This window comes from Micromonospora fluostatini (assembly GCF_050410825.1).
Classification (GTDB): domain Bacteria; phylum Actinomycetota; class Actinomycetes; order Mycobacteriales; family Micromonosporaceae; genus Micromonospora; species Micromonospora rosaria.
The window spans coordinates 667,214-689,501 of record NZ_CP191251.1 but is presented as its reverse complement, the minus strand read 5'-3'; the positions used below and the strand labels follow the sequence as shown (position 1 = coordinate 689,501).

27 protein-coding genes are annotated in these 22,288 nt (G+C 73.9%); 13 read left to right on the top strand and 14 right to left on the bottom strand.

Annotated features, from left to right (window positions below; genetic code table 11):
• Positions 1 to 37: 37 nt before the first annotated feature.
• Both ACQUFX_RS03205 and hisI read right to left on the bottom strand, forming a co-directional pair.
• Positions 38 to 1,591, bottom strand: a complete 1,554-nt coding sequence (locus ACQUFX_RS03205; protein ID WP_428964548.1) for an anthranilate synthase component I — start codon at positions 1,589 to 1,591, stop codon at positions 38 to 40.
• A complete protein-coding gene (hisI, locus tag ACQUFX_RS03200) occupies positions 1,588 to 2,028 on the bottom strand; it encodes a phosphoribosyl-AMP cyclohydrolase (RefSeq protein ID WP_428964547.1) in 441 nt (146 codons plus the stop codon). The genes ACQUFX_RS03205 and hisI overlap by 4 nt, the downstream gene beginning before the upstream one ends.
• A 150-nt stretch (positions 2,029 to 2,178) precedes the next feature.
• On the opposite strand from hisI, the gene ACQUFX_RS03195 reads away from it, so the two are divergent.
• The 3 genes from ACQUFX_RS03195 to ACQUFX_RS03185 are packed head-to-tail and all read left to right on the top strand — an operon-like array spanning position 2,179 to position 4,393.
• Complete coding sequence (locus ACQUFX_RS03195; protein WP_428964546.1) at positions 2,179 to 2,988, top strand: ABC transporter ATP-binding protein; 810 nt, start codon at positions 2,179 to 2,181, stop codon at positions 2,986 to 2,988.
• Positions 2,985 to 3,740, top strand: coding sequence for an ABC transporter permease (locus ACQUFX_RS03190; protein WP_428964545.1), 756 nt, complete (start codon positions 2,985 to 2,987; stop codon positions 3,738 to 3,740). The genes ACQUFX_RS03195 and ACQUFX_RS03190 overlap by 4 nt, the downstream gene beginning before the upstream one ends.
• A complete protein-coding gene (locus ACQUFX_RS03185; protein WP_428964544.1) occupies positions 3,737 to 4,393 on the top strand; it encodes a TetR/AcrR family transcriptional regulator in 657 nt (218 codons plus the stop codon). Before ACQUFX_RS03190 ends, ACQUFX_RS03185 begins: the two co-directional genes overlap by 4 nt.
• Positions 4,394 to 4,433: 40 nt before the next feature.
• On the opposite strand, the gene ACQUFX_RS03180 is transcribed toward ACQUFX_RS03185, so the two are convergent.
• From ACQUFX_RS03180 to ACQUFX_RS03170, 3 genes are all read right to left on the bottom strand, one after another.
• The gene (locus ACQUFX_RS03180) at positions 4,434 to 5,177 is read right to left on the bottom strand and encodes a DUF2470 domain-containing protein (RefSeq protein WP_428966843.1); all 744 of its coding nucleotides are present in this window, start codon (positions 5,175 to 5,177) and stop codon (positions 4,434 to 4,436) included.
• 118 nt (positions 5,178 to 5,295) lie between these two features.
• Positions 5,296 to 7,098 (bottom strand): ABC transporter ATP-binding protein, encoded by a 1,803-nt coding sequence (locus ACQUFX_RS03175; RefSeq protein ID WP_428964543.1) that lies wholly within the window; start codon positions 7,096 to 7,098, stop codon positions 5,296 to 5,298.
• The gene (locus ACQUFX_RS03170; RefSeq protein WP_428964542.1) at positions 7,095 to 8,990 is read right to left on the bottom strand and encodes an ABC transporter ATP-binding protein; all 1,896 of its coding nucleotides are present in this window, start codon (positions 8,988 to 8,990) and stop codon (positions 7,095 to 7,097) included. The genes ACQUFX_RS03175 and ACQUFX_RS03170 overlap by 4 nt, the downstream gene beginning before the upstream one ends.
• 158 nt (positions 8,991 to 9,148) lie before the next feature.
• Between ACQUFX_RS03170 and ACQUFX_RS03165 the strand changes: the two genes are divergently transcribed.
• Positions 9,149 to 9,778 (top strand): TIGR03085 family metal-binding protein, encoded by a 630-nt coding sequence (locus tag ACQUFX_RS03165; protein ID WP_428964541.1) that lies wholly within the window; start codon positions 9,149 to 9,151, stop codon positions 9,776 to 9,778.
• 376 nt (positions 9,779 to 10,154) lie between these two features.
• The gene (locus ACQUFX_RS03160) at positions 10,155 to 11,069 is read left to right on the top strand and encodes a tyrosine-type recombinase/integrase (protein WP_428964540.1); all 915 of its coding nucleotides are present in this window, start codon (positions 10,155 to 10,157) and stop codon (positions 11,067 to 11,069) included.
• A 457-nt stretch (positions 11,070 to 11,526) separates the two neighbouring features.
• Here the strand turns inward: ACQUFX_RS03160 and ACQUFX_RS03155 are convergent, their stop codons facing one another.
• Positions 11,527 to 11,949, bottom strand: a complete 423-nt coding sequence (locus ACQUFX_RS03155; RefSeq protein WP_428964539.1) for a winged helix-turn-helix domain-containing protein — start codon at positions 11,947 to 11,949, stop codon at positions 11,527 to 11,529.
• A gap of 218 nt (positions 11,950 to 12,167) precedes the next feature.
• Between ACQUFX_RS03155 and ACQUFX_RS03150 the strand changes: the two genes are divergently transcribed.
• The 7 genes from ACQUFX_RS03150 (at position 12,168) to ACQUFX_RS03120 (ending at position 16,802) form a co-directional block, all read left to right on the top strand.
• A complete protein-coding gene (locus ACQUFX_RS03150) occupies positions 12,168 to 13,361 on the top strand; it encodes a helix-turn-helix transcriptional regulator (protein ID WP_428964538.1) in 1,194 nt (397 codons plus the stop codon).
• A gap of 130 nt (positions 13,362 to 13,491) precedes the next feature.
• On the top strand, positions 13,492 to 13,659 hold the full coding sequence (locus ACQUFX_RS03145) for a hypothetical protein (protein ID WP_428964537.1): 168 nt from the start codon (positions 13,492 to 13,494) through the stop codon (positions 13,657 to 13,659).
• Entirely contained in the window at positions 13,656 to 13,817 is a 162-nt protein-coding gene (locus ACQUFX_RS03140) for a hypothetical protein (protein ID WP_428964536.1), read from the top strand. The genes ACQUFX_RS03145 and ACQUFX_RS03140 overlap by 4 nt, the downstream gene beginning before the upstream one ends.
• Positions 13,814 to 14,980, top strand: coding sequence for a helix-turn-helix domain-containing protein (locus ACQUFX_RS03135; RefSeq protein WP_428964535.1), 1,167 nt, complete (start codon positions 13,814 to 13,816; stop codon positions 14,978 to 14,980). Before ACQUFX_RS03140 ends, ACQUFX_RS03135 begins: the two co-directional genes overlap by 4 nt.
• Positions 14,977 to 15,252 (top strand): hypothetical protein, encoded by a 276-nt coding sequence (locus ACQUFX_RS03130; protein ID WP_428964534.1) that lies wholly within the window; start codon positions 14,977 to 14,979, stop codon positions 15,250 to 15,252. Before ACQUFX_RS03135 ends, ACQUFX_RS03130 begins: the two co-directional genes overlap by 4 nt.
• Positions 15,253 to 15,456: 204 nt before the next feature.
• On the top strand, positions 15,457 to 16,215 hold the full coding sequence (locus tag ACQUFX_RS03125; RefSeq protein ID WP_428964533.1) for a PP2C family protein-serine/threonine phosphatase: 759 nt from the start codon (positions 15,457 to 15,459) through the stop codon (positions 16,213 to 16,215).
• Between the two features lie 167 nt (positions 16,216 to 16,382).
• Positions 16,383 to 16,802: an MmpS family transport accessory protein gene (locus ACQUFX_RS03120; protein WP_428964532.1), complete on the top strand. Its 420-nt coding sequence runs from the start codon at positions 16,383 to 16,385 to the stop codon at positions 16,800 to 16,802.
• A gap of 104 nt (positions 16,803 to 16,906) precedes the next feature.
• Here the strand turns inward: ACQUFX_RS03120 and ACQUFX_RS03115 are convergent, their stop codons facing one another.
• From ACQUFX_RS03115 to ACQUFX_RS03095, 5 genes are all read right to left on the bottom strand, one after another.
• On the bottom strand, positions 16,907 to 17,188 hold the full coding sequence (locus ACQUFX_RS03115) for a hypothetical protein (protein ID WP_428964531.1): 282 nt from the start codon (positions 17,186 to 17,188) through the stop codon (positions 16,907 to 16,909).
• Between the two features lie 12 nt (positions 17,189 to 17,200).
• Positions 17,201 to 17,428 (bottom strand): hypothetical protein, encoded by a 228-nt coding sequence (locus ACQUFX_RS03110; protein WP_428964530.1) that lies wholly within the window; start codon positions 17,426 to 17,428, stop codon positions 17,201 to 17,203.
• 19 nt (positions 17,429 to 17,447) lie between these two features.
• Positions 17,448 to 17,711, bottom strand: a complete 264-nt coding sequence (locus tag ACQUFX_RS03105; RefSeq protein ID WP_428964529.1) for a hypothetical protein — start codon at positions 17,709 to 17,711, stop codon at positions 17,448 to 17,450.
• Positions 17,708 to 18,709 (bottom strand): hypothetical protein, encoded by a 1,002-nt coding sequence (locus ACQUFX_RS03100; protein WP_428964528.1) that lies wholly within the window; start codon positions 18,707 to 18,709, stop codon positions 17,708 to 17,710. Before ACQUFX_RS03100 ends, ACQUFX_RS03105 begins: the two co-directional genes overlap by 4 nt.
• A gap of 67 nt (positions 18,710 to 18,776) precedes the next feature.
• Positions 18,777 to 19,037, bottom strand: a complete 261-nt coding sequence (locus tag ACQUFX_RS03095) for a hypothetical protein (RefSeq protein WP_428964527.1) — start codon at positions 19,035 to 19,037, stop codon at positions 18,777 to 18,779.
• 37 nt (positions 19,038 to 19,074) lie between these two features.
• On the opposite strand from ACQUFX_RS03095, the gene ACQUFX_RS03090 reads away from it, so the two are divergent.
• The gene (locus tag ACQUFX_RS03090; protein ID WP_428964526.1) at positions 19,075 to 19,302 is read left to right on the top strand and encodes a hypothetical protein; all 228 of its coding nucleotides are present in this window, start codon (positions 19,075 to 19,077) and stop codon (positions 19,300 to 19,302) included.
• On the opposite strand, the gene ACQUFX_RS03085 is transcribed toward ACQUFX_RS03090, so the two are convergent.
• The 3 genes from ACQUFX_RS03085 to ACQUFX_RS03075 are packed head-to-tail and all read right to left on the bottom strand — an operon-like array spanning position 19,299 to position 22,278.
• Positions 19,299 to 20,081: a hypothetical protein gene (locus ACQUFX_RS03085; RefSeq protein WP_428964525.1), complete on the bottom strand. Its 783-nt coding sequence runs from the start codon at positions 20,079 to 20,081 to the stop codon at positions 19,299 to 19,301. The genes ACQUFX_RS03090 and ACQUFX_RS03085 overlap by 4 nt on opposite strands.
• Positions 20,078 to 21,208, bottom strand: coding sequence for a hypothetical protein (locus ACQUFX_RS03080; RefSeq protein WP_428964524.1), 1,131 nt, complete (start codon positions 21,206 to 21,208; stop codon positions 20,078 to 20,080). The genes ACQUFX_RS03085 and ACQUFX_RS03080 overlap by 4 nt, the downstream gene beginning before the upstream one ends.
• Positions 21,208 to 22,278, bottom strand: a complete 1,071-nt coding sequence (locus ACQUFX_RS03075; RefSeq protein ID WP_428964523.1) for a hypothetical protein — start codon at positions 22,276 to 22,278, stop codon at positions 21,208 to 21,210. The genes ACQUFX_RS03080 and ACQUFX_RS03075 overlap by 1 nt, the downstream gene beginning before the upstream one ends.
• Between the last annotated feature and the right edge of the window lie 10 nt (positions 22,279 to 22,288).

Sequence of the window (22,288 nt, the reverse complement as noted above, 5' to 3'; positions counted from 1 at the left end):
GCCCCGCCGGGTGTGCCCCCGGTCGGGTCGGCGCCGGTCACCGGGCGGGCCGCAGGGTCTCGGCGGCGGCGATCGCGGCCAGCACGGCGGCGGCCTTGTTCCGGGTCTCCTGGTCCTCGGCGGCCGGGTCGGAGTCGGCCACCACCCCCGCCCCGGCCTGCACGTACGCCCGAGCGTCGCGGATCAGCGCGGTCCGGATGGCGATCGCCATGTCCAGGTCGCCGCCGAAGCCGAAGTACCCGACCGTGCCGCCGTACAGGCCGCGCCGGGCCGGTTCCAGCTCCTCGATGATCTCCATGGCGCGGACCTTCGGGGCCCCGGAGAGGGTGCCCGCCGGGAACGTGGCGGCCAGCGCGTCGAAGGCGGTGCGGTCCGGGCGCAGCGTGCCGACCACGGTGGAGACGATGTGCATGACGTGGCTGTACCGCTCGATGGTGGCGAACTCCGGCACCTCGACGCTGCCCGGCAGGCAGACCCGGCCCAGGTCGTTGCGGCCCAGGTCGACCAGCATGACGTGCTCGGCGCGTTCCTTCGGGTCGGCCAGCAGCTCGGCGGCGAGCCGGGCGTCCTGCGCGGGCGTGCCGCCCCGGGGGCGGGTACCGGCGATCGGGTGCAGCAGGGCCCGCCGCTGCCCGTCGGCGGTCGCGGTCACCTTCAGGTGCGCCTCGGGCGAGGAGCCGACCACGTCGAACCCGTCGAAGCGCAGCAGGTACATGTACGGGCTGGGGTTGGTGGTGCGCAGCACCCGGTACACGTCGAGGGGGTCGGCGTGGGTGGCCCGTTCGAAGCGCTGGGAGAGCACGATCTGGAAGCACTCCCCGGCCCGGATCGCCTCCTTGGCCACCTCCACCGCCTTCGGGTACCCGCCGGCCGGGGTCCGGGCGACCACCTCGCCGGCCGGCGGACGCTCGACCGTGGAGATCATCGGCGGAATCGGGCGGGACAGCGCGGTGGTCATCGCGTCCAGCCGCCCGACCGCGTGGTGGTACGCGGCGGTGACCTCGGCCGCCCGGTCCGGCGCGTCCGACGGGGGCAGGACGGCGTTGGCGACCAGGATCGCCGAGCCCTCGTAGTGGTCCAGCACCACCAGGTCGGTGGCGAGCATCATGCCCAGCTCGGGCACGCCCAGGTCGTCGCGGGTCAGGCCGGGCAGCTTCTCGAACCGGCGGACGAAGTCGTAGGCGAGGTAGCCGACCATGCCGCCGGTCAGCGGCGGCAGCCCGCTCGCCGGGTCCTGCGCCGGGCCGGCGAGCGCGTCGACGGTGGCCCGCAGCACGGTCACCGGGTCGCCGGTGGTGGGCAGGCCGGCCGGCGGCTGGCCGGTCCAGGTCGCCACGCCGTCCCGTTCGACCAGGGTGGCGCTGCTGCGCACGCCGATGAAGGAGTACCGGGACCAGGCCAGCCCGGCCGAGCCGGCGCCCTGCTCGGCGGACTCCAGCAGGAAGGTGCCCGGCCCGCCGGCGAGTTTGCGGTAGACCCCGACCGGGGTCTCCGCGTCGGCGAGCAGCCGCCGGACGACCGGCACCACCCGCCAGCGGCCGGCCAGCTCGGTGAAGGTGGTCAGGTCGGGGCTGACCGCGCCGTCGGTCACGATCCCGCCCCGGCGACGCCGCCGGTGACCGGCAGCTCGGTGTGGAAGCAGGTCCGCTCGCCGGTGTGGCAGGCCACGCCGACCTGGTCCACGCTGACCAGCAGGGCGTCCCCGTCGCAGTCCAGCGCCACCGAGTGGACGTACTGGTGGTGCCCGGAGGTGTCGCCCTTGACCCAGTACTCCTGCCGGCTGCGCGACCAGTAGGTGGCCCGGCCGGTGGTCAGGGTCAGGTGCAGGGCCTCGTCGTCCATCCAGCCGACCATCAGCACCTCGCCGGTGTCGTACTGGCGGACCACGGCGGCGACCAGGCCGTCGGCGTCGCGCTTGAGCCGGGCCGCGACGGCCGGGTCGAGCCGGGACGGGCGGGCCGAGCCGGCGGGCGTCGGCCCCGTGGGGCTGGGGTGGGCGCCGGTCACCGGCGCGTCAGGTACGGGCACAGTGACCCATTGTCCGCACCCACCCGGGTCCCCGGCCACCCGGCCCACCGGGCCTCGTCCGGGCGTCATCGCACGACAACCTGTTGCGGAGGGCCGGGGAACTCACCTACCGTTGAATTCAACACCCGACGAGTTCACCCGGAGGTCCCGATGGCGACCACGGCCACCCCGACGGACACCGCCATCGACGTGCGAGACCTGGTGGTCGAACGGGGTGGGCGCCGGGTCCTCGACGGGGTGAGCTGCGCCGTCGGGCGGGGCACCGTCACCGGGCTGCTCGGGCCCAGCGGCAGCGGCAAGACCACCCTGATGCGGGCGGTGGTCGGGGTGCAGACGATCCGCGCCGGCAAGGTCACCGTGCTCGGCCGACCCGCCGGCAGCCCCGCGCTACGCCGCACGGTCGGGTACCTGACCCAGGCGCCCAGCGTCTACGTCGACCTCACCGTGCGGGAGAACGCCCGGTACTTCGCCGCGCTGCACGGCCGGGGCCGGGCCGAGGCCGACCGGGCCGTCGCCGACGTCGGGCTGGCCGACGCCGCCGGGCAACTGGTCGCCACCCTCTCCGGCGGCCAACGCAGCCGCGCCTCGCTGGCCTGCGTGCTGGTCGGCCGCCCCGAGCTGGTGGTGCTGGACGAGCCGACCGTCGGGCAGGACCCGGTGCTGCGCGCCGAGCTGTGGACGAGGTTCCACGCCATGGCGGCCGAGGGCACCACGCTGCTGGTCTCCAGCCACGTGATGGACGAGGCGGCCCGCTGCGACCGGCTGCTGCTCGTCCGCGAGGGGCGGCTGGTCGCCGACGACACCCCGGCCGCGGTGCGCGCCCGCACCGGTACCGACGACCTGGAGGAGGCGTTCCTGCGGCTGATCCGCGCCAGCGAGGAACACCCGCCGGACCGGCGCTCCCCCGACGACACCCGCGCGGCGCAGCGGCGTCGGCCCGGCCGGGAGGAGACGTCGTGAGCCGGCGCATCCTGGCCGCCACCACCGGCCGTATCCTGCGTCAACTCCGGCACGACCGGCGGACCGTGGCGCTGCTGGTGGTGGTCCCGACGGTGCTGCTGGTGCTGGTCCACGCCATGTACGCCGACCAGCCCGCCCCGCCCGGCCAGCGGTCGCTGTTCGACCGGGTGGCCCTGGTGATGCTCGGCTTCTTCCCGTTCGTGGTCATGTTCCTGGTGACCAGCATCGCGATGCTGCGCGAGCGGACCAGCGGCACCCTGGAACGGCTGCTCACCACCCCGCTGCGCCGGCTGGACCTGCTCTTCGGGTACGGCATCGCGTTCGGCCTGGCCGGCGCGGTGCAGGCGGGCATCGCCTCGGCGGCGGCGTACTGGCTGCTCGGCCTCCGGACCGCCGGCAGCATCCGGCTGGTGGTGCTGATCGCCGCGGTCAACGCGGTGCTGGCGGTGGCGCTCGGCCTGCTGTGCAGCGCGTTCGCCCGGACCGAGTTCCAGGCGGTGCAGTTCATGCCGGTGGTGGTGCTGCCGCAGGTGCTGCTCTGCGGGCTCTTCGTGCCGCGCGGGCAGATGGCCGGCTGGTTGCAGGCGATCAGCGACGTGCTCCCCCTGTCGTACGCCGTGGAGGCCCTCCAGGAGGTCGGCGCGCACGCCGAGCCGACCGGCCTGATGTGGCGGGACCTGGCGATCGTCGCCGGGTCGGCGGTGGTCGCCCTGGTCCTGGCGGCGGCGACCCTGCGCCGCCGCAGCGGATGAGTGGCAGCGACCGCTCCGCGCAGCGGACGAGCGGCGGGGACGGCGCGGCGGGACGGCGGGCGACCCGCCGCACCGGGCGGCGACCCGGCAACCCGGACACCCGGGAGGCGATCCTCGACGCGGCGCGGAGGCTCTTCGCCGAACGCGGCTACGACGGGGCGTCGATCCGGGCGGTCGCCGCCACGGCCGGGGTGGACCCGGCGCTGGTGCACCACTACTTCGGCGCCAAGGACCGGCTCTTCCTGGCCGCCCTGGACGCGCCGGCCGACCCCGCCGCGGTCATCCCGCAGGTGACCGCCGGTGATCCGGGGGGCCTCGGCGAGCGGCTGGTCCGGCTCTTCCTGACGGTGTGGGACTCGCCGGCCGGGGCCGGCGCGGTGGCCCTGCTGCGTTCCAGCATGACCAACGACCGGACCGCCCGGATGCTGCGCGACTTCCTGGTCACCCAGGTGCTGCGCCGACTGCTGGAGCACCTCGACACCGACCCGGCCGAGCTGCCGTTGCGCGGCTCACTGGTGGCGGGGCAGTTGGTCGGGCTGGCCGTGACCCGGTACGTGCTCCGGTTGGAGCCGGTCGCGTCGGCGTCGCCGGAGACGTTGGTGGCCGCCGTCGGCCCCGCCGTGCACCGGTACCTCACCGGCGACCTGACCTGAGCCGGGCGCGGGTGGACCCGCGCCGGACGCGGAAGGCCGGTCAGTCGGGGGTGCGGGTGGCGCGGGCCCGGCAGAGCACCGGGTGCAGGGCGCGGGCCAGCTCGCCCGGGTGGTCCACCGGGTGCGGGAAGGCCAGCCGGAGCTGGTGGCGCTCGGGTACCGGCCCGTACGCGACGACCAGGCCGTAGCGGTCCACCCGGACCGGCCGGACCGGACCGGCCGGGGCCGCGTCACCGAGCTGCCGCCGGACGTACCCGGTGACCTCCGCGCCGTGGTGGTCGGCGAGGTCGGCGAGCACCTGCGCCTCGACCGGGTGCAGCGGGTCCGGCTCGGCGGCGGCGTACTCCTCGGGGTCGACGCGCAGCACCGTGTCGGCGCGTTCCAGCCGGGCCTCGGCCACCTCGAAGCGGTACAGCCGGAACCGGGTGCCGACGTCGAGCAGGTCCCCGGTCGGGGCCGTGTCGGCGAAGTCCAGAGTGGCCTGCCGCTGCGCGTCGTCGCGCAGCCGGGTGGCCCAGCCGGAGACCCAGGCCCGGCCCAGCGACGGGGCGCCGGCGACGGGCGGCAGGTCGAGCACGTCGAGGACCACGGCGACGTCGTCCCCGGCCACCGGCTCCAACGCGGCGGAGAGGTCACTGACCACCGGTACGAGCATCAGGAGCTGCCCGTCCGGGTCGGTGACGTGCCGGACGTGGTGCGGGCCGGGGCGGTGCGCGACGTGGGCGAGCGCGGGCAGCCGCCCGGCCATCAGGGTACGGACGAGTTCGGCGGGGCTGGGCCGCACGACGGCGGGGCTGGGGCGCACGACGCACCTCCGGAAGTAGGTTAGGCTTACCTAACTCGCACCCTAGAGCACCGACCCCGTTCACGTCCACGCACCCGCCCCGGCAGCCGCCCCCGCCTCACCGGGTCTGCTCCAACCAGGAGGCGTAGAGCAGGGCGTACACCGACTCCGGGTCGCGGATCAGCTCGTCGTGCGGACCCCGCTGGACGATCCGGCCCCGGTCCACCACGATCACCTCGTCGGCCGCCTGCGCGGTGGAGAGCCGGTGCGCGATCGCCAGGGTGGTCCGGCCCCGGGTCACCGCGTCCAGGGTGCGTTGCAGGCGGACCTCGGTCGCCGGGTCCACGGCGCTGGTCGCCTCGTCGAGGACCAGCAGGTCCGGGTCGGCGACGTAGGCGCGGGCCAGCGCGACGAGCTGCCGCTCCCCCACGCTCAGCGCCTCGCCGCGCTCCCCCACCGGGGTGTCCAGCCCGGCCGGCAGGCCGTCCAGCCAGTCGGCCAGGCCCAGCTCCGTGAAGGCCGCGACGAGCTGCTCGTCGGTCAGCTCCGGGCGGGCGAAGCGGACGTTCTCCCCCACCGTGGCGTCGAACAGGAAGCCGTCCTGGGGCACCATCACCACCCGGGAGCGCAGCGAGGCGAACCGGACCTGCCGTAGCGGCACACCGGAGAGCAGCACCTCCCCGGTGCTCGGGTCCATCAGCCGGGTGAGCAGCTTGGCGAAGGTGGTCTTGCCGCTGCCGGTCTCGCCGACCACCGCCACCCGGCTCTTCGCCACGATCTCCAGGTCGACGTCGTGCAGCACCCGTGCCCCGCCCGGGTACGCGAACGACACCCCGGCGAAACGGACGTCCAGCGGCCCCGCCGGCAGGTCCCGCCCCTGCTCGCCCGGGTCGGCCACGTCCGGGGCGACGTCGAGCACGTCCAGCACGCGCCGCCAGCCGGCGATCGCGTTCTGCGCCTCGTTGAGCACCTCGGTGGCGATCTGCACCGGCTGGATGAAGAGCGTCACCAGGAACAGGAACGCGGTGAGCTGCCCGACCGAGAGCGTGCCGTCCACCCCGAGGGTCACCCCCAGCACCACCACCCCGGCCAGCGCCAGCCCGGCGGCCAGCTCCCCGACGGAGCTGCCCAGCACGCTGATCCGGATCGCCCGTTGCTGGGCCCGGCGCTGGCTGTCGATGGCCGCGTCGAGCCGGCGGGCGGTCCGCCCGGCGATGCCGTACGCCCGGATCACCGGCGCGCCGACCACGCTCTCCCCGATGGCCGCCAGCAACGTGCCCATCCGCTGCCGGACCACCCCGTACGCCGCGCCGAGGCGCTGCTGGAGCACCCGGATGACCAGCACCGCCGGCCCGAAGGCGGCGAACACCACCAGGGTCAACTGCCAGGAGTACGCCAGCATCACCACGGTGGTGACCACCAGTTGGCCGAGGTTGACCAGCAGCAGCACCCCGCCCCACTGGAGGAACTGGGTGATCTGGTCGACGTCGCTGGTCACCCGGGAGACCAGCGAGCCGCGCCGCTCGCTCTGCTGGTGCAGCATGGACAGGTCGTGCACGTGCCGGAACGCCCGGGTCCGCACGTTGGCCAGCGCCGTCTCGCTGACCACGAAGAGCCGGCGGGTCATCAGGTACCCGCAGGTGGTGGTGACCACCAGCACGGCGGCGGTGAGCAGCACGACCGTGGTGATCACGTCCAGGTCCGGGCCGCCGGGCACGGTCAGCCCCCGGTCGATGCCCTGCTGGACGGCGACCGGCACGGCCACCCGGCCGACCATGTACACCAGCGCCAAAGCCAGCGTGCCGGCCAGCCCGACCCGCAGCTCCGGGGAGAGGGCCAGGCCCCGGCGCAGCGTCTGCCAGGTCGACGCGGACCCCGTCGGCGGGGACTGCCGCCGGTCGGTGCTCGTCGTCGCGCTCACCGGTCCACCTCCACGTCCAGACCCGAGTTCAGCGGGACCACCGGTTCGTACGGCCGGGATCGGCCGCCGGGGCCACCGGCCTGCTCCCCCTCGGCCTCCGCCTGTTCGTACGCGGTCACCAGGTCGGCGTACCCGGGGACGGTGGCGAGCAGCTCGGGATGGGTGCCCCGGGCGACCACCCGGCCCTGTTCGAGGTAGATCACCTCGTCGGCGAGGGCGATGGTCGCCCGCCGGTACGCCACCACCAGGATCGAGGTGGCCGGGGTGTCCGGGCCGGCCGAGCGGAGCCCGGCCAGGATCGCCGCCTCGACCCGGGGGTCGACCGCGCTGGTGGCGTCGTCGAGCACCAGCAGCCGGGGCCGGCCGGCCAGCGCGCGGGCCAGGGTGAGCCGCTGCCGCTGCCCGCCGGAGAGCGACGCGCCCCGCTCGCCGACCATGGTGTCCAGCCCGTCCGGCAGCGCCGCGACGAAGCCGTCCGCCTCGGCCAGCCGCAGCGCCGCCCAGACCTCCTCGTCGCCGATGCCCGGCCGGTCCAGGGCGATGTTGGCCCGGACCGTGTCGTCGAAGACGAACGGCACCTGGGCCACCAGGGCGACGGTCCCGGACAGCGACCCGGCGGTGAGCCGCCGCACGTCCACCCCGTCCAGGGTGACCGTGCCGGAGCGGGCGTCGACCAGCCGGACGGCGAGCGAGGCGATGGTGGACTTCCCGGCGCCGGTCGGCCCGACCAGCGCCACGGTCCGGCCGGCGGGCACGGTGAAGGTCACCTCCCCGAGCACCTGGGTGCCCGGCAGGTGCGCCTCGGCCGGCTCGTAGGCGAAGTGGACGTCGGCGAAGCCGAGCGTGGCCGGACGCGGGTCGGCCGGGTCCAGCGTCACGTCCCCGTACGACATCTCGCCGGTGGCGTCGAGGACCCGGCGGACCCGGTCCCAGCCGGCGACGCTGCGCGGCAGCTCGGCCAGCACCCAGCCGATGGCCCGCACCGGGAAGGCCAGCACGGTGAAGAGGAACGCCACGCTGACCAGCTCGGTGACGGTGATCGCGCCCTGCCGCAGCCGGACCGCGCCGACCACCAGCACGGCCAGGGTGCCGAGGCTGGGCAGGGTCTCCAGCAGCGGGTCGAAGAGCCCGCGCAGCCGGCCGACGGAGATCAGCGCGTCCCGGAGCTGTCCGGTGCGGGCGGCGAAGCGGGCGGTCTCCTGCGCCTCGCGGCCCATCGTCTTGACCACCAGGGCGCCGTCGAAGCTCTCGTGGGCGATGCCGGAGACCTCGGCCCGCAGCCGCTGGGCGCGCTGCTGCCGGGGCGCCATCCGACGGGAGTAGACGACGTTGAGCGTGAACAGCGCCGGGAACACGGCGAGCCCGACCAGGGCCAGCGCCCAGTCGGTGACGAAGAGCGAGATGATCGCCCCGACCAGCATCACCAGCGTGCCGACCGCGAAGGGCAGCGGCGCGATCGGGTGCCAGGCGGCCTCGACGTCGGAGTTCGCGTTGGACAGCAGGGTCCCGGTGGCGTTGCGCTGGTGCCAGGAGAGCGGGAGGTCCAGGTACCGCCGGGTCACCCGGCGCCGGTAGGCGGCCTGGAGCCGGAACTGCATGAAGCCGGCCCCGAGCCGGCGGCCGAAGATGCCCACCACCCGCAGCACGCTCAGGCCGAACAGGGCCGCCGCGGCCGCCGCCAGCGCGCCGACGGCCACCGACCCGCGGGCCACGGCCGGCACCACCACGTCCCCGACCACCGCGCCGACCACGTACGCGCTGGCGATCACCATCACGCCGAACACCACGCTGCCGGCGACCGCCACCGCGAAGATCCTCGGCTGTTCCCGGATCGCCAGCCCGAGGACCGACAGCCCCCGCCGGAGCACATCCCGACTCGCCCTGCTCGCCACGCTTTCCCCCGCCGTAAGTTGCCCGTACCCCCCTCATCCTTACCGTTCGATGCCACGTCCGCCGACCCACCGCGATATGTCCACGGTCACGTCGGCGTGGCGCGGCCGGCCGCCGCGCCCACCGTGCCGACCGCCGCCCCGGGGCCTACGATCGGGGCATGTCGCGGTACGCCCGGTCGGAGCGCGCGGCGCTCGCCGATCTCATGCTCGACGTCGGTCCCGACGCCCCGACGGTCAACACCGGGTGGGTCACCCGGGACCTGGCCGCGCACCTGGTCGTGCGGGAGCGCCGCCCGGACGCGGCGGCCGGCATCCTCCTCCCGCCGCTGGCCGGGTACGCCGAGCGGGTCCGCCGCCGGATCGCCGCCGGGGACTGGGCCGACCTGGTCGGGCAGGTCCGCCGGCCACCGCTGTGGAGCCCGGTCAGCAACCCGGTGGTGGACGAACTGACCAACCTCATGGAGTTCTTCATCCACCACGAGGACGTCCGCCGGGGCGGGCCCGACTGGCAGCCCCGGGTCCTGCCGGCCGGGCTGGACGCGGCGCTGTGGCGGCGGGTCGGCCCGGTGGCCCGGCTGGCGCTGCGGCGCTTCCCCGCCACGCTGGCCCTGCGGGCGCCCGGTCACGGGCAGCTCGACGCCGGCCGGGGCGGGGACCGGCTGGAGGTCGTCGGCGCCCCGGGTGAGCTGGTGCTCTTCCTCTCCGGGCGGCAGCGGGTGGCCCGGGTCGAGATCGACGGGCCGCCGCCGGCCGCCGAGCGGCTGCGGACCGCGTCGCTGGGGTTCTGACCGGGGCGGGTCCGGTGTCACGGCGGGGCGGTCCGGATCGGATCACCTGACGGGGATCCGACAGGCGACCGGGGGTGGTCGACGGCGGGGCGACCACCACCGGGGACCGGAGCACCCGCCGCCGCCTCGGGCAACGGTTCGCCAACGCCGGGAGCCCAGGACTGGCCGATTCGGTGGGTACGAAATACCCTTCCGAATCCCGTATCGGCCAAAAAGGCGAGGTCAGCGGCCACGTCCCCCAAACGGTCGACCCGCGCCACCCATCGGCCACCGTCACGCCCCGGCGGGACGACCCCGCGTGCGGATACCCGCCGGCCGGCCATGATCTCCCGTCCTCTGCCTGCCTGACCGGCCGACCCCGAACAGGACTGCCCCCATGTCACGGTCACGTATGGCCACTCCCCTGGACATGATCGCCGCCCACCTCGCCTGGATGCGTGCCGGCAACTACGCCGACACCACCATTTGCGACGCCGACAAGACCCTGCACCGGCTCCACCGCGCGCTGCCCGAAGGGCTCCACGGATCCACCGGCGACGAGATCGCCGCATGGCTCGCCGCCGGCCGGTGGTCCCGCAACACCGTCGCCACCTACTACAAGCACGTCGTGCGTTTCTACCGATGGGCAGCACGGCCGGTCGACCCGTGGCTCAGCATGGACCCGTCGGCTGGGCTGCGCCGGCCCGACGCCCGGCGCGGCCTGCCCCGGCCCGCCGACCACGACACCGCCGAGTACGCCATTTTCAACCTGCCCGAGCCATGGCGGCTGGTCAGCCGGCTCACCGCCCTGGCCGGCCTCCGCCCATGCGAGGTCGCCACCGTGCGCCGCGAGGACATCACCGCGCAGGCCATCACGGTCGTCGGCAAGGGCGGCAAGAGCCGGGCCATCCCGACCCATCCGCTGATCTGGGAGACGGTGTGGTCCCGGCCGCCCGGCCCGCTGCTCGCGCGGCGGACCGGGCAGCCCGTCGACGCCGCCTACGTGTCCCGCAACGGCGCCTACCACCTCCGCCGGCACGGACTGCCCATCACCCTGTACCGGCTGCGACATTTCTTCGGGACCACGGTGCAAGAGCGATACCGCGACCTTCGGGTGACCCAAGAGCTCATGGGCCACGCCTCCAGCATGACGACCGAGGGCTACACCCAGGTCACCGCAGCGCGACTGCGGGAGGCGATCGCCGCTATGCCGTTCATCCCCGACGCAGGAACTGCGGCCGAGGTGCCGCCTCCCGCGCCGCCCGCCGCGCCAGCGCCCCCGAACCCGGTTTCCGGCCCGGACCCGGCGTGAGCCGGTGCCGCTCGTCGGCCACGGCCTCGATCCTCGGGACCCGGTCCCGAGGAAGCTGGTCGCGGTCAGCGATCACGCACACCTCAGCACGCTGGTCCACAACCACGAGCTGATAGACGTCGGACCACTGCCCTCCGCTGCCTTCGGAGACCAGAGCGACGACCTCGTAGCCCATCCGGGTGCAGAAGTCCAAGCAGCGTGCGCCGTGGCGCTCCCACTCTGGGTCGGCGGCGACCCAGATGACCGCTCGGAGGGCACTGGTCCGACCCGCTGTGCCAGGTGTGCCTGTTGTGTCTGTTCTTTCGGCGTCGTTGCCGTTTCCCCACGTGGCATTCATGGCGATCGAGTCTCAACGACGGAACTGGATCAAGTCACGGTTACGGACAGGATCTTGCAAATGGCGCTACGTAAGATCGAACCGTGTAACAGCTCAGTACCGTTCGGGTAGGGGGGTGGGCTAATCAGGCGACGAATCTCGCCGATAAGCCAGGACAACTCTGTCCGCAGGATACAAATCCTGCAGGCCGTCCGGGTGCGTCACAACCAGCATGGACACCCCCTCAGGGACGTCGTACATGTCACGCTCATGGGGCGACGGCGGACGCGCCGAGATCCGGTCCTCCGCGTCAACCAGCACGAGTTCGGGCTCGACGTGTTCCCGAACCACGATCCCGTACCCCCGCACCGCTGCGGCCAGCCCTTCGGCCCGCAGCATCCGGAGCGCCTCGCGGGCCGTCATTCGCGCCACACCGTGCGTTTGGGCCAGCGTGGTCTCCGAGGGCAGCCGCTGACCCGGGCGGAGTTCCCCGGAGGCAATCCGGTCACGCAGCAGGCCGGCCAGCTCTCGGTAGCCGACCGGACCCCGCCCCGGGTAGATCACGTTACGGAGCGTAGGCAGTCCACCGGGCGCCGCTATGGGTCTAGCTGTCTATCCCAATCTCGACAACGATCCGGCCCGTGAACAGGAAACGGGGGCCGGAGTGCGGTCCGGCCCCCTTGCGTGCGAGTCACAGTAGCAGGCATCGACGACAGCACGTACGGTGCGAAGTACAGCATCGGACCGTGCGAGGTCCGGTCACCCTCGTGCGGGAGGGCACCGTGGCTGACTACATCGGCCTGCGCATCGCCAGGTGGCGGACCACCGCCGGCCTCACTCAACAGCAGCTCGCCGACCGGGTAGGCGTCTCCGGCGCCTACATCGCCATGATCGAGGGCGGCAAACGGGCCGTGACGAAGAGAAGCCTGATCATCGCCCTGGCCACCGCTTTGGGTGTGCGCGTAGAAGACCTGACCGCCCAGCCCCGGACGCCTCGGGACTCCTCCGAACTGGCCGTCTACAGCGCAGCGCCAGGGATCCGGCGGGCCCTCGACGAGGACCCGGACGGGCCGCCGCCGGACGTCGACGACGTCGCGCGTCGGGCCGAAGAGGTCGTGCGGGCCCGGATGGCCTGCGACTACGTGGCCTACGCGGCGATGCTGCCTGGCCTGGTCGCGGACACCCGGCACCTGGCCAGCGCGCCAAGGACAGAGCGGCAGGGCCTGGCCCTGTTCGTCCGAGTGGCGTTCGCCGGCGCGGTCGGGCTCAAGAGCCTCGGGCACGTCGACCTGTCGATGCGGCTGGCCGAACGCGCCCAGCTCGCCGCCGGGATGCTCGGCGAGCCTGACGAGATCGCCGCCGCAGACTTCGCCACCGCGCAAGTCGCGCTGACCGGAGGGTCGCAGCGGCGCTCGCTGACTCTGGCCACAGTGGCGGCCGAGCAGGTCGGTGACACGGCCACCGGGGACCTGGCTGCCTGGTACGGGCTGCTCCACCTGCACGCCGCGATCTCCGCCGCAGGCCTCGGTCGGGGCGGTGATGCCGCCACCCACTACGCAGAGGCAGAGGGCGCGCTACGTCGCGCGGACGGGCCGGACCGCTGGCGAATGGAGTTCAGCGCGGCGAACGCGGCGACGTGGCGGGTGGCCATCGCCTTGGAGAACGGCGAGCCGGAGCGTGCCCCGGAGTACGCCCGGCGGGTCGATCGGACCGCACTGCGGGCGCCGCAGCGGCGGGCCCGCCTGCACATCGACGCGGGCCGAGGCCACTATCTCGCCGGCGATACCGAGCGGGCGGTCCGGCAGTTCTTGGCGGCGGACGACATCTCCGCCCAGGAACTGCGGTCGAGGTCGCAGGTGCGGGAAATCACCGGTCAGATGGTCCGGGATGCACGGCGGCGGGGCTCTGACGAGCTGCGCGACTTGGCCGTGCGTCTGGGCATCGACCCCCTCGACCCCGACCTAACTGGCTGTTAGTCCGCGAGCACTGACGCCGTCCTATCTTCTGAGCGGGCGGCGGTGACGGTCCTTCCACCAGAGCTCCCGCCGCCCCTCTCACTCTTTCCTGCGGGGCGGCGAGCCGTCCCCGGCTACCCAGGGGATGGCGATGATCAGACGTAGTCGGCGTTCATCCGCACCGGAGGTCTCCGGGCCCGACATCCAGGCCGCCGAGCACGAGGCGGCGAAGCAGCGGATCCTCGACCAGGCCGAGGCCGAGCGGACCCCGGTCGACGACGTCACGCAGGCCGTGCGCGTCGGGCGGAGGCCTCGGTGAGCGTCGACGAGGCGGTCGACCCGGTGAGCGTGGCCATCGTGGCCCGCCGCGTCATCGCCGCCCACGAGGCCGGCCGGCCCTGCCGGCGGTGCGGACCTGGCACCACCGCCGACTGCACGGAGGCGCGGTGGTTCCGGGACCAGGTGGCAGCGCGGTGAGCGAGGTCCCGATAGGTCGACGGGTGGCGTACTGGCGGGGCCGGCGGAACATGTCGCAGCAGCAGTTCGCCGACCGGCTCGGCAAGTCGAAGAGCTGGGTGGACAAGGTCGAACGGGGCGTCCGCCGACTGGACAAGGTCTCCGTGATTCAGGAGATCGCCGAGGTGCTCCGGGTCGACCCGGACGCCCTGGTCGTCGGCGACCAGCCCGACGCGGCGCAGCCCGGTGGCGACCTGGCGGATCTGGCGGACCTGATCGACGACGTGCGCGCCGCGCTGACCCGGCACCCCGGCCTGGCGCTCTGCCCGACCACCCCGGCGCCCGACCCGGGCCGGTGGCGGGCCCGGGTCGTGCACGCCGACGCGGTGTACGGGCACGGCCGGTACCCGGCGCTGCTCAGCCTGCTGCCCGGCCTGCTCGACGACAGCCACCGCGCGGCGGCCGACCACCGGGCGGCCGTGTACCGGCTCACCACGCTGACCCTGGTGAAGGTCGGCGCTATCGACCTGGCGTGGCTGGCCGCCGACCGGGGCCTAGCCGTGGCCGCCGGCACGGACGATCCGGTGCTGGCGGCCGTCGCCGCAGCGCCGCTCGGGCAGGCCCTGCGCGCCGCCGGCCGGCACCGCCACGCCTTCGAGACGGCGATCGTCAGCGCGCACCAGGTCGTGCCGCTGGACGACGAGGGGACGGCCGCCGAGCGGGCCGCGTGCGCGGCGCTGCTGCTCCAGGCCGCGCTGGCCGCCGCCGAGCAGCACGACCCGCCGACGGTTGCCGAGCTCCTAAACGACGCGCACGGGATGACCGCGCCGGCCGCACCGGAGCGCGCTGCCGTCGACGCCGCCCGAGTCGCCGCAGCGGCAGCCCTGGGCGACGGGCGGCACGCCGTCGACCTGCACGAGGCGCTGACGGCCGGCCCGGGGTGGGGACTGCTGCCCCTGGAGCACCGCGCCGCGCACCTCGTCGACGTCGCGCCGGCGTACGCGCTGGCCGGTGACCCGATCGGCGCGGGCCGGACTCTGCTGGCGGCGGACCGGCTCGCGCCGGCGGAGGTCCGGTTGCGGCCTGCCGGGCGGGCCGCGCTGGCCGAGCTGCTCGCCGTGGGCCGGCCGGACCCGGCGCTGCTGGCGGTGGCGGAGGCCGCTGGCGTGGACGTGGCCCGGTGAGGGCGCTGGCGGTGCCGGCCGGCACCCGGCTGTCCCTCGCCGCCGGCGAGTGGGCGAGCCACCTGGGTCTGCCCGGAGCGGCACCGCTGGAGGTACGGACCGTGGCCGTGCAGGGGACCGCCAACCCGCCGGCACCGGTCGGCATGGTGTGGGTACGCGGGCATCTGCCGGAGTGCTCAGGGCCGGGCGCCTGCGCCCGGTCATGGTGCGTGCGGGTCGCCGTACGCCTGGACGTGCTCTACGACGCGGTCGCTAGCACACCGGAGCCGTGATCAGGCGACTGTCCACAGGTCGGCGGTTGTCCACAGGCCGGTCCGGCGCGGGTTGCCGGGCCCGGCCGCCGTGGTGGAGGGTGGCACTCGTCGGCGTGGCCACTCTCCAGCCGTCGGCCGCGCCCGCGTGGTGGTGGGGCGGCGAAGTTCAGCAGGCCACCGACGTCCGGGCCCGGACACCCATGATCACCACATCCCCGGCAGGTGCGTCATCCGACGCACCTGCCGGAGCACACGAAGGGCACGACGATGACGACCAGCCAGGCCATCGGGATGGCCAGCCGCCGAGGCAGCCGCGACCACAACGCGGACGCCGCCTACGTCCACCACGGCGCCAACGGCACCACCGCTGCGGTCATCGACGGCACCGGCAACAGCGCCGAGCTGGCTCACCTCACGGACTTCCTGGCCCAGCTCGCCGCCCGCACCGGATCCCGCCACGGCGGCATGGCCGGCCTCATCGCCGCCGGCGACCTGCTCGCCGACGACGAGCACGAAGCCGCCGCCGTCCTCGCCACCATGCCGGCCGATGGCGACGGGCCCGCCGTCGTCTCCTGGATCGGCGACTGCCGGGCATACCACTGGAACGGCGACGACCTACGCCAGTACACCACCGACCACACCATGGGCCACCAGCTACGGGCCAGCGGCGGCACACCCGCCGAGATCGCGGCCACGCACGACCACTGGCTACTCATCGGCCTGTCCGCCGCCACGGCCGCCACCGTAAGGCAGGTGTGGATCCCCGACCACGATCAAGACCTGACCGGCGGGCTCGTGCTGCTCACCACCGACGGCGTCCACGACGCCGTCGCGCACGCCGACCTGGTCGCACTACTGCGCACCCACACCTGTCCGCAGCAGCTCGCCAACGCGATCGTCTCGGCGTGCCCCGACGACAACGCCACCGGGTACCGCGACGACGCCACGGTGGTGGTCCTGCCCGGCAGGTGCGTCATCTGACGCACCTGCCGGACCGGCGGTACCCGACCGGCCCATGTCTCTCGACGTTCGCCCAGTTCCACTATCGGCTGCCCGACAGCACAATTCCGTGCCAGTGCGGCGGGCCCCTACCGTCGTGCCTTTGCCCGCGCCGGGCCGTCTCCGGCGCGCGATGATGAGGAGTTTCGTTGCGTAGGAAGTTCACTGCGGCCGGGTTCGCGCTGCTCGCCGTCATGGCCATCGCCTGCGGCGCCGGTGAGAGCGACACGGCCGGCCCGGGGGCGCAGGAACAAGCCGGTGCGGACGCCCCGAAGGGCGACACTGGGAAGAAGAACGGCGAGAAGAAGATCGTGTTGGAGGTGACCGGCCCGAAGACGGCGTCCGTCACCTACGGGCTGGGCACCGACCAGTCCCAGGAGAACGACGCGAAGCTCCCGTGGAAGAAGGAGCTGACCTCCAAGGAAACGATCATCATCCCGACCATCGTGGCCCAGTCGAAGGGGTCCGGGGAGATCGAGTGCCGGATCACGATCGATGGGAAGCTGGCGAAGGAGAACAAGTCCAGCGGTGAGTTCGCGGTGGTGACCTGCACCGCCGATAACCTCTGACCTGAACGTGATGCGCCCCCGCTGGCCGTAGCCAGCGGGGGCGCTCGCATGTTGGTCGGTGCCCGGCCGGGTCCGGCGCCCGGTACGACACCGCGCCGGAGAGCCTACCGGGCAGCGTCGGCCGGCGGCTCGGACGCCAGCCACGGCACATAGACGCGCAGCCAGGCGTCCACCCCGGGCAGGGCCAGGACGCGGGTGATCGCGCCGGCGACCACCACGGCCTGGGTGACCGCCGGGACGGTGTCGATGCCGGCGGTGGCGGCGGCCACCGGGATCAGCGACAGCGCGCCGACGGTCGCGGCGAACGCCGTCCGGACGGTCGCACGCCACGGGTGGCGGGTCTGCGTTGGCGCAGGTTCCGGTCCGGCAGTCGTGGTGTGTTCCATGGTCATCTCCGATCAGCAGTCGTAGTCGGCGCGGAGCTGCGCCATCCGGTCGGCGATCTCCCGACCGGCGGGGGTCTGTGGTGGTGCCTGGCGATAGGTGGAGTCCAGCGCCACGACGAGGGCGCACGATCGCTGCTCGGCGACGCTGAGGGCCCGCAGCGCGACCATCAGGGCCGCCGAAAGTCCGATCACGGCGGTCACCAGGACGAGGACCAGGGCCCGCCACGCGCGGGCGGTCATCCGCTCCACCCGCCCCGAATCACGACGCTGGACGCGACGAGTCCGGCGGCGATGACGAGGCCTCCGAGGGAGACCCAGACTCGGCGGAGGTGGCGCGGGTTTCCCTGCGCAGCGCGATCGCTCCGCCCACCGCCGGGCCGGTCAGCAGGGCGACTGCGGCGGTCACGAGGATCTCGGAGTGCTGCCCCGGATCGGCTACCCAGGTCTGCTGGTACAAGATGCTGAGCCCGGCGGTGATGCAGGCGTAGTCCCGGACGTGCTGCTTGAGGCGCTCCCAGCTCACCCACGTGCCTGGCCGATCCGGCGGCCCAGCTCGTCAGCCACTCGCCCGGCCAGGTCGGCGGGAATCGCCGCCGCGATCGCCTCCGGGCTCAGGCCGGCGAGTACGCCGGCGACGATCGCGGGGACGTCGGCGGGCTGCCGTCCGGCGAGCTGCGCCACCAGCGCCCCTACCTCCGCGAGCTGCGCCCGGGTGGCCCGCCCGGTCTCGGCTATGGTCTGCAACGTGTACCCGACGGTCCACTCCTTGTTGCCCTGGTCCGCCTTCTTCGGGTCGCCGTAGTCGCTGTTGTGGTACGGCGGGCGGACCGCCGGCACGGTGTCCGAACGGGTCAGCTGCCGGCCGATGGCGTTGTCACCGGCCGCCTTGAGCATCGCGTCCAGACTCCCGGCCAGCGTGCGGCCGTCCGGGGTCCGGTACTGCTCCATCAGGTACTTGGCCACTTCGGCGGCACTGGGCATGTCGTCCTCCAGGAGTCCGATGGTCGTGAGGTAGCGGCGGAACAGGGGGGTCTGGTCCCGGCCCGCCTTGATGGCGTCGCGGAACCACGACCCGTGGGTGTGCCACAGGTGGCTCTTGTCGCCCGTAGACCGGCGCTTGAGGCGGTCCCACCGGCGGACCGTCTTCCCATCGAGCGTGTAGATCCACTCGCGGATGTCCCGCGAGTCCGGGGTGCCCGCCTCCAGTTGCGCGACCACCCACCGGTTGAACGTGTACAGGTTGTGGGTGGCCTTGCCGATGCGGATCTCGAACCAGCCGATGTCCAGGGCGGAGGCGTCGAGGGTGAGGCCGGCGCGGTCGCGCGGGGACTCGACGACGGAGTAGTCGTTGGGCACCACCCGGTCGGACCCGCAGTGGTAGCCGCCTCGGTGGGCGGCGTCGCCGACGATGCCGACCTCGGCCGGTTCGAGGTCGTTCTCGCGGACCCGTCCGGGGTCGGTGTTGAGATGCCGCAACAGCAGCGTGCGGACGGCCAGCAGGTTGGCCGGGGCACGGGTCATCGGGTCCTCCGTGAGGTGGTGACGGGGTGGTGACGGGGCAGCGCGGAGTGGCCCGCCCCGGTCACACTCAGCTGATGGGACACATTCGGACGGCCAGCGCCGTGACGATCGCGGTGGCTGTGGCCGCACTGACCGGGGTGGGCGCTGTCGCAGCGGCCACCACGACGACCGAGCGGCCGGCCACCCGGCCGGTGGCGGAACAGACCATCGAGACCGTCGAGAGCAGCTCCCCGGCGGCGGTGACGGTGGTGACGCCGGCGGTGGATAGTGGGGTGCCGTCGCCGGCCGCCGCGGTGACCACGCCGGCGGCGGCCGAGAGCGGCGACACGTCGAGCAGCCGACCGGCTGCCGTGGGGAGGGCACAGATGACCGAGACGAGCGAGCCGACGACCGGGGCGCCGCCGGCGGACCCCGCCGTGACGGACCCGCCGACCGATCCGGAGCCGGAGCCGCCCGCGCCGCCGGCGAACAGCGGGGGCGACGGGCCGCCGGTGGCCGGCCCGCCGCCGCCGTGGCCGACGATGGGGTGCCTGCCGCAGGAGATCGGGATCAGCCCGCGCTGCCCGGCCCCCAGCCCAACCCCGACTGACTAGCTCTGCTGCGTCCAGGACGCGGTGACCGTGGCGCGGACACGCCCGGTTCCAGCGGTTCGGCGGCCGTCGACCGATAGGCCGAGGATGTCGCCGAATCCGCTGGTGGGCAGCGCCAGCGGTCCGATGTCGACGTAGCCGATCGCAAACGTCACGGTTGTCGTCGGCCCGAGTTGCTCGCCGTTGCACATCAGCCGGATCTGGCCGGTGGTGCCGGACACGTCGGTCGTGTGCCGGATCCGTGCGAACAATCTGGGCTGCTGCTTCGGTAGCGCCGTCTCGCACAGCTGGGTGAAGGTGCCGCTGGTGGTGCCGGGCCACTGCTCGTAGTCGCTGCCGGCCCAGGTGACTGGCAGCCACGGCCGGCCCAGGCCTTGGCCGCTGTTCTCGTCGGTCGATAGCACCACGTTTCCGGCCCGGTCCCAGACAGCCCAGATGCCGTCATACAAGGACATGGCCAGGGTTCCGCCGTTGGCCGTGGTGCGCCACGCGGCGAGGCCGCTGCGGTCGATCCCGTCGCCGAACCCGGTGAGTCTGCCCAGCACGATCAGCGCGGACCCGTCAGGCGCGTACAGGACCAGGCGGCCGTCACCGGAGATCCCGACCCGGCCGCTGCCGGTGATGTTGACGCCGCCGGTGCCGGTGACGGTCAGGCCACCGTCCCCGATCGTCGCCCGCTCCAGCCGCCGGCCGGCTTGCAGCTCGCGCACCTGCCGCTCCAGGTCGGTGACACGGCGCACGAGCCAGTCGGATCCTGCGGGGCGCTGGTCGGACGGGATCACGAGATGATGTCCTCTCCGGGGGCGAGCAGGATCGGGGACACGGTGCCGGCGACGGCGTCGAGGTCCCAGCCGACCGCGCGGGCGACGCCCACCAGGCCGTTGGGGTGGCGGTGGCCCACCAGCTCGTACCCGATGTCGTCACCGGTCGCCCAGTCGCGGCCGAGGACGGGGTAGGCATCGGCCCTGGCGCTGATCGTCAGGGTTCGGGCGCCTCGGGCCATCAGCGACAGCGCACGCGCAGCGTGCGCGTCGAGGGTGCTCTTCTCGGTGATGCTGCTCGACGGGCTGTAGCGGTGCTCCCACCGGGGCCAGCCGGCGGACAGGAGCGCCTCGTCGCGGGCTGGGTCGGACTCCGGCCTGGAGTCGCCCTCGCCCGACGATGTGGCCACGATGTGGTTCGCCCCGGATCCGGCGCTGTAGTCCTCGGTGAAGGTGTAGCGGGCCTCGCTAGCCCCCTGGGTGGAGGTGACCGCCGAGGCGGTGCCGGTGGCGAACACGGCGGAGGGTCGGCCGCTGGCGTACCCCAGGCGTTTGCGGACCCGCACGATCTTCGACACGGCCGTCTCGGTGACGTCGGACCACTCCAGCTGCACCATCCACTCCGGGCCGCCGGTGACGCCCATCAGTTCCCGCAGCCGGGAGTACACCGAGGCGTCGTCGCCGTCACGGTAGGTGCGGTCGCGCAAGGTTCCCGTGGGCGGGGCGTCCGCGATCAGCCCGATGCCCTCGATGTTCGCGTCGTCGACGAGGCTCGCCGCGATCAGCGCCTGGTCGACCTGGACGAAGTCGTGATCCCGCACGAACCGGCGGTCGGTGTACGCCTCGACGGTGGCGCAGGCCAGCTCGACGGTGGCTCCGGTGCCGCCCCGGCGCGTCAGGACGATGCCGGCCCACACCGGCCGGCCGGCGAGGACGGCCACGATCATGGTGCGGCACGGCTCGGTGGCGGCTTCCCAGTCGCGGGGCGGAGCGCCGTGCCCGCCGAGCGCGATCGGCAGTACCAGCTGCGTCGACGTGTACGCGCCGAGCAGGTGGCTGAGCGGCCCGCCCGGCACGATCTCGGGCAGCTCGTCGATGATGGCCCCGCTGACCAGGTCGCATCCCAGCCAGGTCACGACCGTGGCCATCAGGCGGCGCTCTGGTAGGTGCCCGACAGGGTCAGCACGTCGCCGGACGCCCAGGTGAACGGGTGGGTGGCCGATACCAGGCCGAACGCGCCGGTGGCGGAGTGCCCGCCCATCCGTGGCACCGCCACCGAGCCGGAGGTGGTGAGCTGCGCGGTGATCGGGTACGGCGCGTTCTGCGAGGCGTCGATGGCCGCGCCGTAGAGCACGATGTCGGACTGCGACCGGTCGAGCTGGGCCGGCCAGCCGCCGAGCTGCCAGGCTCCGGCACCGAACGTGGTGCCGGTGCCGCAGAACAGCTTGAGCTGCACGTTGACCGTCCGGCCGACCTTCTTGTGTCGCAGCGTCGCGGCCCCATTGCCCAGGACCGGGTTCGTGGTGGCGGCCGTCCAGGTGAGCGTCGGCGGGGTGACCTGCGTCCAGTCCGAGTAGGCGCCGGGCGAGGCCACCGTCTCCCAGGCGCTGCCGTTGTCCCGCTCCAGGTCGCCGGTGTCGAGCCGGTCGCGGTAGCGGCCGGCGCTGCCGGGCAGGTAGTCGCCAGCGGCCGTGACGGGCACGATGCCGCCGGCGGCGGCGGTGTAGAACCGCCGGTCGGACACGACCGCCGACCCGCCGCCCAGCGCCGGCACGTCGATGGTCGACAGGAGGTTGCAGCCGGCGGGCAGCGGCGGTTCGACCCCCGATCCGGGTACGCCCTGGAGGTACTCGCTGCGGGCCAGGCGCAGACCGGAGGCGTCCTCGTCGTGGTCGTACACCCGTAGCACCACGCTGTCGCGGCGGGCCGCGCCGGGCACGGCGGCGGCCAGGGCGTGGGTCTCGGCGACGGGAAGCGCCACCCAGTACGGGCCCTGGGGGCTGGACAGGCCGGGGTCGACGCACGCGACGCCGGGCTGCACGGTCAGCGTCGCGCCGGACAGACTGACGCGCATGGCGTTGCCGCCCGGCCGGACGCCGGCACGGCCGCCGAGCAGCCGCCCGTCGTAGGTGAGTGCCAGGGCCATGGCTTGGCGCAGCTCGGCGGCGTTGTATGCGGGGGCGCCCTCGAAGGCGTTGATCCACAGGGGGTCGGGCATGATCGTGTCT

What these genes read in the sequence shown, in the direction of transcription:
- ACQUFX_RS03185 (WP_428964544.1), top strand. Translation starts at nt 3,737, where the DNA reads ATGAGTGGCAGCGACCGCTCCGCGCAGCGGACGAGCGGCGGGGACGGC.
- ACQUFX_RS03080 (WP_428964524.1), bottom strand. Translation starts at nt 21,208, where the DNA reads ATGGCCACGGTCGTGACCTGGCTGGGATGCGACCTGGTCAGCGGGGCC.
- ACQUFX_RS03195 (WP_428964546.1), top strand. Translation starts at nt 2,179, where the DNA reads ATGGCGACCACGGCCACCCCGACGGACACCGCCATCGACGTGCGAGAC.
- ACQUFX_RS03165 (WP_428964541.1), top strand. Translation starts at nt 9,149, where the DNA reads ATGTCGCGGTACGCCCGGTCGGAGCGCGCGGCGCTCGCCGATCTCATG.
- ACQUFX_RS03090 (WP_428964526.1), top strand. Translation starts at nt 19,075, where the DNA reads ATGACCGAGACGAGCGAGCCGACGACCGGGGCGCCGCCGGCGGACCCC.
- ACQUFX_RS03145 (WP_428964537.1), top strand. Translation starts at nt 13,492, where the DNA reads ATGATCAGACGTAGTCGGCGTTCATCCGCACCGGAGGTCTCCGGGCCC.
- ACQUFX_RS03110 (WP_428964530.1), bottom strand. Translation starts at nt 17,428, where the DNA reads ATGACCGCCCGCGCGTGGCGGGCCCTGGTCCTCGTCCTGGTGACCGCC.
- ACQUFX_RS03100 (WP_428964528.1), bottom strand. Translation starts at nt 18,709, where the DNA reads ATGACCCGTGCCCCGGCCAACCTGCTGGCCGTCCGCACGCTGCTGTTG.
- ACQUFX_RS03075 (WP_428964523.1), bottom strand. Translation starts at nt 22,278, where the DNA reads ATGCCCGACCCCCTGTGGATCAACGCCTTCGAGGGCGCCCCCGCATAC.
- ACQUFX_RS03160 (WP_428964540.1), top strand. Translation starts at nt 10,155, where the DNA reads ATGTCACGGTCACGTATGGCCACTCCCCTGGACATGATCGCCGCCCAC.
- ACQUFX_RS03115 (WP_428964531.1), bottom strand. Translation starts at nt 17,188, where the DNA reads ATGGAACACACCACGACTGCCGGACCGGAACCTGCGCCAACGCAGACC.